Origin of the sequence: Paenibacillus sp. FSL H3-0457, assembly GCF_037981725.1 — a bacterium.
Classification (GTDB): Bacteria; Bacillota; Bacilli; order Paenibacillales; family Paenibacillaceae; genus Paenibacillus; species Paenibacillus amylolyticus.
On the sequence record NZ_CP150283.1, the window covers coordinates 2,977,093 to 2,992,790 of the forward strand.

The window sequence follows — 15,698 nt, forward strand, 5'->3', positions numbered from 1 at the left end:
ACATGATTTGAGTAAGAATTCTTTATGTTTTCTTGAAAATGGACGCTTAAGGCGTTTATTTTTTGACTATTATAGACCGATTGGTCTGGAAAAAGAACACCAAACAAACTGAAGGAGGAAATAGGATGACACAATCTCAGCAGTTGGAAGAGGGCAATAGTATACCGTATCGGATCATGCATGGATTTACTCAATTGCTACTGGAGGGAAAACTAGAACAATGGTTGGAGCTATATACATCTGACGCTATTTTCGAATTCCCATATGCACCAGCAGGATATCCTCAGAAACTGGAAGGCAAAGCCGCAATTACGAATCATCTTCATAATCTACTGGGGATGATTGAAATTCAGCAGTTTTCTGAACCGGTGATCTTGGCTGATTCCACGAAACAACAGTTTGTGGCTGAATTTACTTGTAAAGGGCGTTCATTAGTTACAGGCAAGCCATACAACCAAACGTACATCTCTGTAGTGAGCCACTCTAATGGAAAAATTACACATTATAAAGACTATTGGAATCCGATGGTCGTACTCGAATCGGACTTAGGAGGAAACAAGCATGATCAATGATAAACCGTTGACACTTATTACCGGAGCTAATGGAAAGACAGGAAGCCGTGTTGCGGCCATACTTCAAAAGCATCATTATCCGGTGCGTTTGGCAGGAAGAACTAAACCATCTCTTTCTGGTTCTGCCGATAATTATGTCTATTTTGATTGGTATGATTCCGAGACATATGCGCTGGCGCTGAAAAATGTGAATCAGGTGTACCTTGTCATGCCAGTCATGGATATGAAGCCAGAAGACGTCATCATTCCGTTCATCAAGGAAGCATTGTGGAACGGCGTTAAGCGATTCGTTTTACTTGGCAGTGCTTCAATTGATGAAGAGGGTCCTATATTTGGCAAAGTACATCAGTATATAAAAGCTCATGCTCCTGAGTGGGCTGTATTGCAGCCTTCCTATTTTATGGAGAACTTTACGGAAGGGCCGCATCGGGAGACGACGAAGCAACTCGGGAAAATATACAGTGCTACGGGTGACGGGAAAATTGGATTTGTTAGTGCAGATGATATCGCGGCAGTTGCGTTCCATGCTCTGACGGATATTGTTCCTCATAATACGGAGCATATCATTACAGGGCCGGAGTCGTTGTCCTATGGACAGGTTGCAGACGTCTTGAGCCGTGTACTGGATCAGTCCATCCAGCATGAATCTTTGTCCGATGATGAATTGAGGAACAGCATGATTCGCGCAGGAATGTCAGAAGAATACGCTGCTGCCCTCGCAGGACTGGATGTGCCTATCCGGGAGGAGGGAAGAGAAGATCAGACGACGGATACGGTGAAAAAATTAACGGGGAATAACCCGATTTCATTCGAGCAATTTATTCAGAATCATATGGAAGTATGGAAATAATGGAAGAAACATTTTCATAATATGAGAAGACGGTGCCTAGTGCCCGTCTTTTTGCATGTCTACCAGCATATTGACATCGTTGATTCGAATATGGATCTCTCCCTAACAAGGGACACTAAGGAAAGCAGTGATTATACGAACACACTTTTGGGGAAATAGATGAAGATGAATGTTAGGGCGTGTCTGAAACACGCCCTAGATAAAGGGGCGAAGAGAGCGAATGATCCAGTTCGAAAATGTATCAAAACAATATCCTGATGGAACAACGGCTTTGCGTCAGGTTAACCTCAACATTAACAAGGGAGAATTGTTCGTCATGATTGGTCCGAGTGGATGTGGCAAAACCACCATGCTCAAAATGATCAATCGCCTGATTGAACGAACAGATGGAACAGTGCGCATTAATGAACGCCCAATCGATGAATACAACATTCACGAATTGCGCTGGAATATAGGATATGTGCTGCAACAGATTGCACTATTCCCGCATATGACAATTGCCGAAAATATTGCAGTTGTTCCTGAACTCCGAAAATGGAAGTCAGATGAAATTAAGGAGCGTGTACATACGTTACTGGACATGGTGGGTTTGCACGGAGATACGTACAGTGAGCGTAAACCGTCCGAGTTATCCGGAGGACAACAGCAGAGAATTGGTGTGTTGCGTGCACTCGCTGCCGATCCCGAGATCGTTTTGATGGATGAACCGTTCAGTGCACTCGATCCAATGAGTCGGGAGAAATTACAGGATGATATTTTGGATATCCAGCGTCAGATGAAAAAAACAATTGTGTTTGTCACCCATGATATTCAGGAAGCGATGAAGCTGGGGGATCGCATCTGCATTATGAAGGATGGACAGGTTTTGCAGGTAGGCACCCCGGAAGAACTGATCCGACAGCCAGCTAATGATTTCGTACGTGAATTTGTTGGAAGTCCTAACACCGATACGAGTTCACAATCTGATTTTGATCTCGAATCCATCATGTCACCACTCTCACCGGGTCATGTGCCAAAATCAGCCAAAACCGCCGTTCCTGTATCCATTACGTTGACGGAGTTAGTTGATATCATGGCTTACCATGACCATCTGCTGGTTGAACGTAACCGCCAGATTATTGGCGAGATCAGTCGAGTTGATCTGATGAAATACTGGTCTGGTCAGTTACAGGAACGAGGTGAAGGACATGAGTAGATTCACGGAGGTGTTCAGTGAGCGCAAAGGTCAGTTGTTGTCTGCTCTGCTGGAACATATTCAGATCTCATTTATCGCATTGTTCTTTGCTGTCCTCATCGCTATTCCGCTAGGTATATACCTGACACGCAAACCAAAAGTGGCTGAACCCATTATCGGGGTTACGGCTGTGTTGCAGACGATACCGTCCTTGGCGCTTCTCGGATTGCTCATCCCGTTATTCGGCATAGGCACACTTCCTGCAATCATTGCACTGGTGGTGTATGCACTGCTTCCCGTACTCCGCAACACGTACACAGGCATATCCGAAGTTGATCCTTCCATGGTGGAAGCAGCGAATGCGATGGGCATGAATAGTTGGCAACGTCTAATCAAAGTGGAACTGCCACTGGCGATGCCTTTCATTATGGCCGGAATTCGGACCGCTATGGTGCTTATTGTAGGAACGGCGACACTTGCTGCCTTGATCGGCGCAGGAGGTTTGGGTGCATTAATTTTGCTGGGCATTGATCGGAACGATACGGCATTGATCATCCTTGGAGCCATTCCGGCCGCATTGCTGGCTATTTTGTTTGATGTACTATTACGTCAGTTCCAGCGGTTATCCTTTAAGAAAACATTGGTTACCCTTGGTTCGCTGGCAATAATCGCGATACTTGTGATTACCATTCCCTTCGTGGCACGTGGTGGACAGAAGGATCTCGTCATTTCTGGGAAATTGGGGGCGGAACCGGAGATTCTGATTAACATGTACAAATTGTTGATTGAAAAAGATACAGACCTGACCGTTGAACTAAAACCCGGATTAGGCAAAACACCATTCCTTTTCAATGCACTCAAGTCGGGTGATATTGACATCTATCCCGAATTCACGGGGACAGCGATCTCCGAATTTATGAAGGAAACGGCTGTGAGTACGGATCGAACAGAGGTCTACGAACAAGCAAGAGATGGAATGTTGAGCCAGTTCAACATGGTGCTGCTGAACCCTATGGATTACAACAACACGTATACGTTGGCCGTTCCAAAGAGCATCGCAGATCAATACAATCTCAAGACCATTTCGGATCTCAAACCGGTAGAACAGCAGATGAAGGCAGGATTCACGCTTGAATTCTCGGATCGGGAAGACGGTTACCTTGGCATTCAGAAGAAGTATGGGATTGAATTCCCGAACGTGGCGACAATGGAACCGAAGCTTCGCTATGGTGCTGTTCAACGTGGCGATATCAACCTCGTAGATGCATATTCCACAGATAGTGAGTTGAGACAATATGAACTCGTTGTGCTGGAGGATGACCAGGAATTGTTCCCACCTTATCAAGGCGCGCCGATGCTTCGTCAAGAAACGGCAGATCAATATCCACAACTGGTTGAGGTGCTGAATCAGCTTGCTGGCAAAATTACGGATGATGAGATGCGTCAGATGAACTATGACGTGAACGTAGAGGGAGCGAATCCTGAACAGGTTGCAGCAGAGTACCTTAAACAGGCTGGATTGCTGTAACTTCAGACATCCCTGCACTAGATGTACCAAAAGGATGAGGAGGAACCATGATGACACAAAAAACGTATGACTTGATTGCAATTGGAACAGGAAGCGCGGCAAGCTCTGTTATCACCCGTTGCGCTGAAGCTGGCTGGAGAGTTGCTGTAATTGATGAACGTGAGTTCGGCGGAACGTGTGCACTGCGTGGCTGTGATCCCAAGAAAGTGCTGGCTGGAGCGGCTGAGCTGATTGACTGGAATGAACGGATGCAAGGGAAAGGAATTCAGGGACAGGCGACCATCAACTGGTCTGAACTTATGGCCTTTAAACGCACCTTTACCGAGAGCATACCTAGAGCAAGTGAAGATCAATTCAAACAGGCCGGAATGGATACGTTCCATGGTAAAGCTTCATTTATCCATGAAAATCATATTCGAGTTGGTGAAGAAGTTCTCCATGGGAAACACATTCTGATTGCTACCGGTGCAAGACCTGCGCCACTTGAGATTGAGGGCTCAGAGCATCTTATATATAGTGATGACTTTCTGGATCTGGAACAGTTGCCGGATCGTTTAGTTCTGGTAGGCGGCGGATACATTGCATTTGAGTTTGCGCATATTGCGGCCAGAGCCGGGACAGAAGTCCATATCCTGCATCGGAGTGAACAGCCTCTGAAGTCGTTTGATGTAGAGCTTGTAGAATCTTTGTTGCAAAAATCAAAAGAGATCGGCATTCATGTTCACTTGAACGCGGAGGTGAAGTCCATACGGCAAGAGGGGAACACCTATGTCGTTCATGGCACACGTAATGGTGCAGATCACCAGTGGCAGTGCGGACTTGTCGTTCATGGAGCCGGGCGTGTTCCTAATGTGGATGGGCTGGAATTGGAGAAAGCCAACGTCAGCTACAGCAAAAAGGGGATTACGGTGAACGAGTACTTGCAAAGTGAAAGTAATCCGAGAGTGTATGCTGCTGGCGATGTAACGGATACTAAAGGGTTGCCTTTAACCCCGTTAGCAGGTCAGGAATCCCGGGCTGTATCGTTCAATTTGTTAGAGGGAAATCAACACAAACCAAATTATAAGGTGATGCCTTCCATTGTGTTTACTGTTCCTTCACTTGGAGCTGTAGGTATGAGCACGGAACAAGCCAAGAAAGAGGGCTACCAGGTGCAGGTAAATGATATGTCGAAATGGTATACTTACAAACGAACTCATGAAAAATTTGCCATGGCCAAAGTGGTGATCGACAAATCAACTGGACGTATTCTGGGTGCGCATGTGCTCGGGAGCAAAACAGAAGAATTGATTAACCTTTTTGCAATGGCGATTCAGTTCAATCTGACTATCGATCAGTTAAACACCATGAATTTTGCATATCCTACTGCTGCATCGGATCTGGGTTCTTTAATTTAGAAGTGATGAAGTGGTGATGAACTCCCCTTTGGGATGGAAGGAAGGATGAAAATAACGATGTCATCGGATTTTATTGGGCTTCATGAAGGCAAGTGGACTAAGGAACCCGTTGCTGCACGGATGGATGGGGATCGTTTCGTTGTGGAAGCTCGGGAAGGCAGTGACTTCTGGGAGAACACATTCTACGGGTTCTGTCATCGGGATGGACATGCCATGCTTGCTCCATGGGACGGAACGGAAGCAATTGAGGTATCGTTTGATCTAAGCTCATTCACCGAATTATATGATCAGGCGGGATTAATGTTATGGTACGGAGAAGACCAATGGATCAAGGCCGGAGTTGAGGTCAATGATGGTGCGGCACATGTTGGAGCCGTCGTGACGGATACATATTCGGATTGGTCACTCTCTCCTGTGCCAGAGTGGGGTGGACGAATCGTAACAATCAGAGCCTCCTACAGTAATGAGGCTGTTGTCATTCGTGCACGCACAGATGAGCATCCTTGGCGTACGATTCGGGTTGCGCGGTTTGCCTATCCAACGAACAAACATGCAGGTCCATTTCTGTGTTCACCAAAGCGAGCAGGTTTCGAGGTAGCCTTTACCAAGTGGAGATCCACGACACCCGATCAAGACTTGCATACAGATCCGCCGATTACAGATTAAAACAAGTTAAGATGCACGATAAACAATGAAACATGAACAGGTGTAGCTGGCTTAGAAAGCAAGACAACATGAATAAGCAAGTCTTCCATTAACGGAGGACTTGCTTATTTGTGTGTTTAAACTTTGGACTGTGAAAAGTCTCCAGTTACTCATTTCATCATTCACCGGGTACAGTGAGTTCTTTTCGCACATACAATAGAGTGCTTGCGAACTTTACTTGAGTTTAACGTTTATTTACTCGTGTCCGTATCCAGGGAATGGGGTTCAGTCTCTTTTTCACCCTCATCATCATTGGACTTATTGAACTCCAACATACGCTCCTCGTAATCGTCCAGGAACCATAACGGGTCCATGCTGTCTTCCTCACCGTTGTAATTGATTACAATTTCGTCGCCAGCTTTGATGTCTGCATACGCGTAGAAGTCAAAGGTATGGTTATCAAAATTGATATCGTAAGTAGCGTTAGGTTCATAAGAGTGGTTGATCAGACTGCCGTAACCGAGCAGAATTGCGGTATGATTCGCCCCATATTCGAACACGTAATCTTCCAAAATCGTTTTTTCGACATGCTCATGATCTTCATTTGGGTAAGGCACAACGGGTGCCTGATGGATAAGCGTTCCTTTGGCAATATCAACGGTAGCAAATACCCCGCGGTTAAACTCACCACCATCACCCAACTTGGATTGTTTCACTTCAATCATAATCTTCACCTGATGCTCTTCGAAGAGCTCCGTTCTATATAATAGTAATTCGTTAAGGCAAAATTTTAACCCATACTTTCATATAAGGCAAATTTCAGACAAAAAGGTGGAATAATTTTTAATATGGCGTTGAGTTGTGCAGGATATAACGCTTATAATATACAAAGAATTAAGTCTATATAGAAAAGGTGTCATGAATGAGCATATTAAATGTAGAAAAATTAAGTCACGGTTTTGGTGACCGTGCTATCTTTAACGACGTTTCATTCCGCCTGTTGAAGGGCGAACATATTGGTCTGATCGGGGCCAATGGTGAAGGTAAATCCACCTTCATGAACATTATTACAGGAAAACTTCAGCCGGATGAAGGTAAGGTGGAGTGGTCCAAAAGGATGCGTGTTGGTTATCTGGACCAGCATGCTGTATTGAACAAAGGCCAATCGATCCGTGACGTACTTCGCGGCGCGTTCCAGTACTTGTTTGATATGGAACAGGAAATGAATGATATGTATGGCAAAATGGGCGATGTTACACCGGAGGAGCTTGAACAACTGCTTGAAGACGTGGGTACGATTCAGGATACACTGACAAACCAGGATTTCTACATGATCGATGCCAAAGTGGATGAAACCGCACGTGGTCTGGGTCTGACGGATATCGGTCTGGATAAAGACGTCAATGACCTGAGTGGTGGACAGCGTACCAAAGTATTGCTTGCCAAGCTGCTGCTAGAAAAACCCGATATTTTGCTGCTCGATGAGCCTACGAACTATCTGGATGAATTGCATATCGAATGGCTGAAACGTTATTTGCAGGAATATGAGAATGCTTTTATTCTGATCTCTCACGATATTCCGTTCCTGAACAGTGTAATCAACTTGATCTATCACATGGAGAACCAGAATCTAACTCGTTATGTGGGCGATTATGATCACTTCCAGGAAGTGCATGAGATGAGAAAACAGCAGCTGGAGTCGGCTTACAAACGCCAACAACAAGAGATCGCTGACCTCAAGGACTTTGTAGCGCGGAACAAAGCAAGTGTAGCTACACGTAATATGGCGATGTCCAGACAGAAGAAACTCGACAAGATGGATGTCATTGAGATCGCCAAGGAGAAACCGAAACCGCAGTTCAACTTCCGTGATGCAAGAACATCCGGCAAGCTCATTTTTGAAACCAAAGGACTTGTGATTGGTTACAACGAACCGTTGTCCAGACCACTGGATCTGCGTATGGAGCGTGGACAGAAGATTGCCCTCGTTGGTGCGAACGGAATTGGTAAAACAACCCTGATGCGCAGTATTCTGGGTGAAATTCAAGCTCTGGAAGGAACCGTTCAACGTGGTGAACATCTGGAGATTGGTTACTTCCAGCAAGAGATGAAGGATGCCAACTACAATACATGTATTGAAGAGATCTGGCAGGAGTTTCCTTCGTATACCCAATTCGAGGTGCGTGCTGCACTTGCAAAATGTGGTTTGACTACAAAACACATTGAGAGCAAGGTAGCTGTACTGAGTGGTGGCGAGAAAGCTAAAGTGCGTCTCTGTAAGCTGATCAATAATGAAACCAACCTGCTTGTGCTCGATGAGCCGACGAACCATCTGGACGTTGATGCCAAGGAAGAGTTGAAACGTGCGCTCAAGGCTTACAAAGGCAGTATTCTTCTGATTTCCCACGAACCGGAATTCTACCGTGATGTCGTTACGGAGACGTGGAACTGTGAGTCGTGGACAACAAAAGTATTCTAAATAGAGGTTGTTCAAAAAGTCCGCTTTTGATTACGAATCATGTGCGAGCTTGCGAACAAGCTCGAAGCGTGAGAAAAGGCGCGAATTTTGCTTGCAGAACAAGCAGAACTCGCGCCTTTTTTGCGTGGTTTTAACGAAAAATGTTTGAGCCCAATTCACAGTTGACAGCTTGAATAAGGCAATAATATAATTCAGGAAAGCGATTACATTTATATATTAAAAACCTGTTTCACTGCATAGGGGCAAAGAAAACACGGTATTCCGTATGAGTATCATTGCACTTAGAAGGGAAGACGGGTCTTTTTTTGCGCTCCAATGAAACCGGTTTCATTAAAATAAGGAGGTGGACAAGAGCTCGTTACTGACCACTGGTTGCTAAGGATAGGCTGAACAACAACACCGCGCATACAAGAACCATGCTTTCATCTTTCACGCCAAAGGAGAGAATGAACATTGGATAAACTCAGGAAACCCATGATATTTATGTTATCTGCAACACTTGCGCTGTCTTCGGGACCGTTGATGTTGCCGAGTAAGGCGTATGCCGATCTGAGCAGTATACCCGCCACGTTGTTGCAGGACGATTTTTCGGATGGGAATTTCACGGAATCACCCGCGTGGAACGTAAGCTCAGGCAACTGGGAAGTGTTCGCTGACCCGACAGATGCGTCCAACTTTACGCTTTTCCAGAGCGATACCAATGAAGGCATCATCTCTACTGGAGACTCCATGTCGGACATGACCGTGTCCATGCGCTTTTACACGGGAGCCGGTCAGGGGTATCCGGGAATATTGCCGCGGTTTCAGGATAAGAGCAACTTTTACTATTTTCAAATGCAGGTTCCCAATAATAAACTCGTTTTCTCCAAACGGGTGAACGGATCAGACACAACTTTGAAAACGGTGGACTATGCTTTTGCCAAAGATACATGGTACACGCTCAAAGTGGTGTTATCAGGTACCACCATTCGCGGGTATATCGCGGAAAACGGCTCCGATCGGTTGGTATTTGATCTGGTCGATCCTACATACGGGTCAGGTACTGTGGGCATTCGGAATAAGTGGCAGTCGGTACATGCAGATGACGTGACCATTGCCAAGCAACCGCCTGGGAACGATATTCAGCTCTCTATTGCTGAGCAGACGGCTTCTTCGGTTTCACTGCAATGGTCTGAAATCGCGGGAGCATCAGCCTATCGCTTGTACCGTTCCTCTACGCCTGAAGGCGGTTATTCTCTGGTAACCAGTACCGGAACTTTGGAACACATGGATGAAGGATTAACCGGGGATACGGTGTATTATTACAGGCTCGCTTATGAATACGGAGGCCTAACCGAATCATTATGGACTGCTCCGCTGGAAGTTCGGACGACAGCCGCAGCACCACAGGCTCCGGGCGAATTAAAGGCCGAAGCACTCAATGCCACGAGTGTGAAGCTATCTTGGCCCGCCGTGGACAAGTCAACTGGTTATCGCGTGGTTCGGGCCGAATCTGGCAGTGAGCAATACGAGCAGATATACGAAGGGAAAGGGCTCACATTCACGGATAATGCACTTGAGCCGGGCACCAGCTACAGCTATCGCGTAACAGCCTATAACGCAGCTGGTGAGTCAACGGCTACTGTTGCAGAAGCCACGACATACTCTATTGACTCTCCAGCAGAGTTCGTTGCCACAGCTGTGACGGACACATCAATCTCTCTGGGGTGGAATGACTTGCCTGGATCTGATGTAACGTATATCGTGTCCCGTTCAACCAGTGCTACGGGTACGTATCAGCAGGTCTATAGTGGCAATGAAAACACGTTTAACGATAGCGGTCTGACGATGGGCACAGGATATTTTTACATCATTCAGGCGACCGTGGACGGCGTAACTTCTCCAGCATCCGCACCGCTTGGTGTTGCCACAGTTCGCACAAGCATTACACCAGGGCAACTGTGGCCGGATCTGGACGGTAAGCCGATTGATGCGCATGGGGCAGGCTTTTTCTATGATGAACAGACGGAGATGTATTACTGGTATGGTGAATACCACACGGGCGGATGGCCAGCTGTCGGTGTGCGTGTGTATTCATCCAAGGATCTGATGAATTGGACGGATGAAGGCATGGCTTTAACAACACTTCAATCCATGGATGATTTTGACAATGACCCGTTGATCTCCAAATTGTATGCGGGGCGTGAAGACCGCGTGGATATCTGGGCAGATATCCGCAAAGGACGGATTATTGAACGACCAAAGGTCATCTACAACGACAAAACGAAGAAATACGTGATGTGGGCCCACATGGACGGCGACAAAGACCCCTATAACGATAATGCGAATTATGGTAAGGCGCGGGCCGGTTATGCGATCAGTGACTCTCCAACAGGACCTTTTGTGTATCAGAAGAGTTACCGGATGGACAGAGCTCCCGAAGGGGAGAAAGATTTCTTCCCAAGCGACCGGGGTATGGCACGTGATATGACGTTGTTCAAGGACGATGACGGTACCGGTTATCTAATCTACTCCAGCGAAGAAAACCTGACGCTCTATATCTCCAAACTGAATGAAGACTACAGTGACGTAACAGGGTGGCATAAGGAAGGACGAACGGATGACAAAGGCAATCCGGTACGAGATTCCACCTATCAGGCGGAATACGGCGTCGATTACGTGCGTGTGTTCCCGGGAGGGCAACGTGAAGCACCTGCGATGTTCAAGTATCAGGGGAAATATTATATTTTGACTTCCGGAGCTTCTGGTTGGGCCCCTAACGAAAACAAAGTGACGGTGGCGGATAACATTTTTGGCCCGTGGTCAACGCAGACCAATCCGTTCGTGCGTACGTTGCCACCCGATCCTGATCCAGGCAAGGCATTTGGCACACAGACCACTTCCGTCATTCCGGTCGATCCGGAAAAAGGCAAGTTCATTTACGTGGGGGATACGTGGAATGGTGGCAATTTCTCGAATGATGCTGCAAAATACGTGTTCTTGCCAATTGAGTTTGGAATAGGCTCCGACATCGCGATCAAGTGGTATAACAGCTGGACACCTGATCTGCTGAATTCGATGGGCAAGGTTGATATCGCTGATCCCTTGCCAGAAGCCGTGGCGCTTGGCAAAGTACCATCCTTGCCAACGACATTGAATGTACGCGACGGTGGAGCACTGGTATCAACGCCAGCAGTATGGACGATTGATAACCGGGCCATGACGGCAGAAGATTTTGCCAAGCCAGGACCGCTCACATTACAGGTAACGACACCGGAATATAACAACAAAAAGCAGGCAGTTCGCGTAAATGTCATTCCGGAGAATACACTATATTTCTTGAATAGCGGAGGTTACGAAACGGCTGATTACAGTCTCATGGGTGCTTATATGAAAGGAACGCTTGCGAACCCGGGAACGGCGGACCAGATGTACGCTCCAGCTGAGGGACGCAATTGGGGTTATGTCAGCGCAGATGCACTGGCATCCGGTTCGAATGGCGGGGATATATTCTCGACCGTACGTTATCTGAACGGTGGCAATGTCAGCAATTCTCCTAAAGGCACGGACTTAACCTATACATTTGATGTGCCAAACGGGACATACGATGTCTACGCCGGATTCAACGATCCGTGGACCAACACATCGCGCAGAGCGAATTTCATCATCAATGGCACCAATACCGGTGCAGTTACTTTTACGCCTGCCAGTGTTAGAGCCCACAAAGGCATCAGCGTGTCGGACAACAAACTGGAGTTGACCGTACGCAATACGGCATCGCAGGACCCGATGATTAGCTGGATTATGATCGTTAAACCTGACGCCGCGCCACCTGCAAATGATAGTGCTGGCCTTAATGCTGATGCGTTAGATTCAACGAGCGCAACGCTTCGCTGGGATGCTCATCTTGGTGCAGCAAGCTACAAGCTCTACCGCTCAGATCGTGAGCAAGGTGAGTACAAGGTGGTCTATAACGGCAATGGACGGAAGTACACGGACAGTGAACTGAACCCCGGCACAGAATATTATTACAAAGTGGAAGCTTTTGATGCGACGGGGCAATCCGTTAGAGGTGTATCTTCGGCTTATCAGGTGCACACGGCTCAGCAGAGCGCTGCCGATGTAGCTACAGGCATTACAGCATTGGAACAACCTTCCGCAGGTGCGAAAAAACTGAAGTTACCATCCGTGCCGGAAGGTTTCACGGTGAAGATCGCTTCCAGTTCGGTACCGTCCGTCATTCAAACCGATGGAACGATTATCCCACCATCTAAGGAAACAACAGTAACATTGGAGTTGGAAATTACTCGAACTTCTGACGACAGCAGAGCCCTGACTGTACCGTTGACGGTGAAGGTGCTTGCATCTGTTCCTTCCCCTGGAGGTACGGACCCTGGTTCGGGCGGTAATCCAGGCGGTAATTCCGGTGGGAATTCAGGAAATGGTTCTGGTTCAGGCAACCAGGGCGGACAATCAGGAAGTGGAAGCCCAAGTGCAGAGAATGCTGCACCACAGCCTAAACCGGAGAAAGACCGTTCAGTTCTGGAGTTGCAGGGACAGTCTGACCAGAAGGGTGTAGTGCAGTCCAACGTGGATGTTTCAACGATTAAAGAGGCTTTTCAAGTTGCACCCTCAACAGATGCGGGTCAGCGCTTGGTTGAACTTCGGCTGAAGCCGGTTTCGGGAGCTACGGCATATGAAGTTTCTCTGCCTGCCTCTGCGTTAATAGATCAGGGTGAGTCACACGTGTTCAACATTGTTACAGAGCTGGGGATGTTGGAGCTTCCTGCGACACTATTAACGAAGGATGTCGTTGGTGATGGGGTTGCATCAATCCGATTGGTCAGAACGGGGGTACCAAAAACAGTCGCAGATCAGCTTGGCACGCAATATGGAGTCCAGCTTGAACTTCAACTGGATGGTCAACCATGGCCATCGGAAAGACAGTTATTACTTCGTCTGCCATTCCAATCATCACAAAATGCTCAGCAGGATCGGATTGTAGCATTTGCCATTGGCGCGAACGGTGTGGCAAGTCCATTGCCGCAAAGTTACTACGATCCAAATAGCGGGCAGCTTGTATTTTCCTTAACGTCATTCACAGGAAATTATGCTGTTGTGTCTGTGGAGCAGACATTTGCAGACCTTGCAGAAGTGCAGTGGGCCAAGAAAGCGATGGAAGCATTGGCTGTCCGAGGTGTAATTGATGCAGAGGCACGTGGTGATTCCACGGAGTTACATCCAAAACAGGAGATGACCCGCGGCCAATACATGCAGTGGTTGATGACTGCGCTGGGTTTGAATGTTTCTTCCGGGAATGCGTTCACTGATGTAAACGAAAAGGCTCCATATTACGAAGCCGTTACAGCTGCGCGTTCGCTAGGTATCACCAGTGGTACCGGTGACGGGCGCTTCTTGCCAGAGTCCACGATTACCCGTCAAGAAATGATGACGCTGACGGTGAGAGCTCTTACAGCGGCTGGACTGGTTGACTCCGAGAAGGCTGGAACAGATAACCTTACTCGTTTCCGTGATTCTTCCGAGATTCGCTCTTATGCCCGGGATAGTGTGGCATTACTTGTGGATCTGGGCATTGCTAACGGGTACAACGGTGAGGTGAAACCTCTTGCCGAAGCAACCCGAGCCGAATCGGCTACGTTGTTATATGCGATGATGAGCAAACTGGTATGGAAGAAATGATGATACACCAGAATCGTAGCGTGTGAAAAAGAAGGCTTACTTTGACCTGGAACTCAGGTTGGAGTAAGCCTTCTTGATTGTACGCCCGTCATGGGCGAAAAGTCAGTTACTCAACGAACGAGTAACCTCATATCGTTTTTCAGTTGTTATCTGTAATGTCTGCGAATTTTTATTTGTAATATTTGCAAATTGTTAATTGTAATGTTTGCCGATTTGATATGCTTGCTCAAGCAAGCCTTCGATATGTTCTTTGGATTCTGAAATGGTTTCATAGAGGAATTCGACTCGGGATTCCTGCATTCTCGCATAACCTGCGATCCCATTATTCAGATAGTTGGAAATCATGTTGTAATAGTCGTATTTATGGAACGAAGCCTCTGTCCCCCCAGCTAGTGCAATCCATAGTGCCTTTTTGGAGTTTGCCTTGTTCAGCAGACCCATGTTCCATACTTTGTCCAGATACGCTTTGAGCATGGAGGGGACGTTGTACCACCAGATCGGGAAAACAAATACAATGGCATCAGCCGCAAGCACACGATCCAGCTCTTTACGAATCACAGGGGCATGCTGTTTTTCGGGATTTTGCCAGTCTAGCTCATCTTCTACACGATATAGGGGATCGAATCCGTCATGATATAGATCGAGGATATCGATTTCATGGGAATTCTCCTGCATACCTTCTATAAAACGATTCATCACGGCAAATGTTAGGGAATCCTGTCTTGGGTGAGTAACGACCAGTTTAACTTTCATGTAGGAGTAACCATCCTTTTTTCTTTTTATTTTGGTTAAACATTCTGACCAATGTTATTATAAGTTTCATGACATCTTCTTGAGAAGTACGCACCTGAGAGTGCTGTAGATACTTTGGGGTTCTTCGGTTACTTTTAATAACGGATATACATATATGTGAATTATGGGGGAGTACAAGTGGAACAAGAAATGAAAAAATATGAGAGTGGTGTGCAGGCGATGCTGGAACTGGTCGGTGGAAAATGGAGGATTCTTATTCTGCATCAGCTGATATCAGGTAAAAAACGAACAAGCGAACTTCGCAGAGCTATTCCAGGTATTACCCAGAAGGTCTTAACCCAGCAGCTGCGTGAACTGGAAAAGAATGAAATCATCCATCGGATCATTCATCCCCAGATTCCGCCCAAGGTAGAGTATGAGCTGACAGAGTACGGCTTGACACTGCAGGACATCATTGACCGCATATGTTTGTGGGGAGAGAATCACTTGGACAAAGTATACGGAGATAAAAGCAGAGTGCTGGGAAATCATTTTAGTGACTATATTCCACTTTCAACTTCAACTTGAGCTGGCCGCCAAATTAAAAATAAAACAAAACCGTCCTTGATTTAAAAAGGAGGG

11 protein-coding genes are annotated in these 15,698 nt (G+C 46.8%); 9 read left to right on the top strand and 2 right to left on the bottom strand.

Features of this window, described 5'->3' with window-relative positions; translation table 11 throughout:
* The first annotated feature begins 125 nt into the window (after positions 1-125).
* The 6 genes from MHH25_RS13425 (at position 126) to MHH25_RS13450 (ending at position 6,187) form a co-directional block, all read left to right on the top strand.
* Entirely contained in the window at positions 126-572 is a 447-nt protein-coding gene (locus tag MHH25_RS13425) for a nuclear transport factor 2 family protein (RefSeq protein ID WP_076249517.1), read from the top strand.
* A complete protein-coding gene (locus MHH25_RS13430; protein WP_340020204.1) occupies positions 562-1,422 on the top strand; it encodes an ergot alkaloid biosynthesis protein in 861 nt (286 codons plus the stop codon). Before MHH25_RS13425 ends, MHH25_RS13430 begins: the two co-directional genes overlap by 11 nt.
* Positions 1,423-1,642: 220 nt before the next feature.
* On the top strand, positions 1,643-2,617 hold the full coding sequence (locus tag MHH25_RS13435; RefSeq protein ID WP_340020206.1) for an ABC transporter ATP-binding protein: 975 nt from the start codon (positions 1,643-1,645) through the stop codon (positions 2,615-2,617).
* Positions 2,610-4,124, top strand: coding sequence for an osmoprotectant update ABC transporter permease/substrate-binding subunit OpuFB (gene opuFB / locus MHH25_RS13440; RefSeq protein WP_340020207.1), 1,515 nt, complete (start codon positions 2,610-2,612; stop codon positions 4,122-4,124). Before MHH25_RS13435 ends, opuFB begins: the two co-directional genes overlap by 8 nt.
* A 50-nt stretch (positions 4,125-4,174) precedes the next feature.
* Positions 4,175-5,521 carry an NAD(P)/FAD-dependent oxidoreductase gene (locus tag MHH25_RS13445; RefSeq protein ID WP_340020500.1) on the top strand — a complete coding sequence of 449 codons (1,347 nt, stop codon included), beginning with the start codon at positions 4,175-4,177 and terminating at the stop codon, positions 5,519-5,521.
* 45 nt (positions 5,522-5,566) lie between these two features.
* The gene (locus tag MHH25_RS13450; RefSeq protein WP_340020208.1) at positions 5,567-6,187 is read left to right on the top strand and encodes a DUF1349 domain-containing protein; all 621 of its coding nucleotides are present in this window, start codon (positions 5,567-5,569) and stop codon (positions 6,185-6,187) included.
* A 230-nt stretch (positions 6,188-6,417) separates the two neighbouring features.
* On the opposite strand, the gene MHH25_RS13455 is transcribed toward MHH25_RS13450, so the two are convergent.
* Entirely contained in the window at positions 6,418-6,891 is a 474-nt protein-coding gene (locus MHH25_RS13455) for an SET domain-containing protein (RefSeq protein WP_253508034.1), read from the bottom strand.
* Between the two features lie 197 nt (positions 6,892-7,088).
* On the opposite strand from MHH25_RS13455, the gene MHH25_RS13460 reads away from it, so the two are divergent.
* Together MHH25_RS13460 and MHH25_RS13465 are read left to right on the top strand one after the other, a co-directional pair.
* Positions 7,089-8,645 carry an ABC-F family ATP-binding cassette domain-containing protein gene (locus tag MHH25_RS13460; RefSeq protein ID WP_017688769.1) on the top strand — a complete coding sequence of 519 codons (1,557 nt, stop codon included), beginning with the start codon at positions 7,089-7,091 and terminating at the stop codon, positions 8,643-8,645.
* Positions 8,646-9,098: 453 nt separating this feature from the next.
* Positions 9,099-14,324, top strand: coding sequence for an S-layer homology domain-containing protein (locus tag MHH25_RS13465; RefSeq protein ID WP_340020209.1), 5,226 nt, complete (start codon positions 9,099-9,101; stop codon positions 14,322-14,324).
* A 192-nt stretch (positions 14,325-14,516) separates the two neighbouring features.
* On the opposite strand, the gene MHH25_RS13470 is transcribed toward MHH25_RS13465, so the two are convergent.
* Positions 14,517-15,077 carry an NAD(P)H oxidoreductase gene (locus MHH25_RS13470; RefSeq protein ID WP_340020210.1) on the bottom strand — a complete coding sequence of 187 codons (561 nt, stop codon included), beginning with the start codon at positions 15,075-15,077 and terminating at the stop codon, positions 14,517-14,519.
* A 189-nt stretch (positions 15,078-15,266) separates the two neighbouring features.
* Here MHH25_RS13470 and MHH25_RS13475 point away from each other — a divergent pair, with 189 nt between their 5' ends.
* On the top strand, positions 15,267-15,644 hold the full coding sequence (locus MHH25_RS13475) for a winged helix-turn-helix transcriptional regulator (protein WP_340020501.1): 378 nt from the start codon (positions 15,267-15,269) through the stop codon (positions 15,642-15,644).
* Positions 15,645-15,698 lie beyond the last annotated feature (54 nt).

Coding starts and splice junctions, on each gene's coding strand:
- MHH25_RS13460 (WP_017688769.1), top strand. CDS start 7,089: ATGAGCATATTAAATGTAGAAAAATTAAGTCACGGTTTTGGTGACCGT.
- MHH25_RS13455 (WP_253508034.1), bottom strand. CDS start 6,891: ATGATTGAAGTGAAACAATCCAAGTTGGGTGATGGTGGTGAGTTTAAC.
- MHH25_RS13425 (WP_076249517.1), top strand. CDS start 126: ATGACACAATCTCAGCAGTTGGAAGAGGGCAATAGTATACCGTATCGG.
- MHH25_RS13430 (WP_340020204.1), top strand. CDS start 562: ATGATCAATGATAAACCGTTGACACTTATTACCGGAGCTAATGGAAAG.
- MHH25_RS13450 (WP_340020208.1), top strand. CDS start 5,567: ATGAAAATAACGATGTCATCGGATTTTATTGGGCTTCATGAAGGCAAG.
- MHH25_RS13435 (WP_340020206.1), top strand. CDS start 1,643: ATGATCCAGTTCGAAAATGTATCAAAACAATATCCTGATGGAACAACG.
- opuFB (WP_340020207.1), top strand. CDS start 2,610: ATGAGTAGATTCACGGAGGTGTTCAGTGAGCGCAAAGGTCAGTTGTTG.
- MHH25_RS13445 (WP_340020500.1), top strand. CDS start 4,175: ATGACACAAAAAACGTATGACTTGATTGCAATTGGAACAGGAAGCGCG.
- MHH25_RS13475 (WP_340020501.1), top strand. CDS start 15,267: ATGAAAAAATATGAGAGTGGTGTGCAGGCGATGCTGGAACTGGTCGGT.
- MHH25_RS13470 (WP_340020210.1), bottom strand. CDS start 15,077: ATGAAAGTTAAACTGGTCGTTACTCACCCAAGACAGGATTCCCTAACA.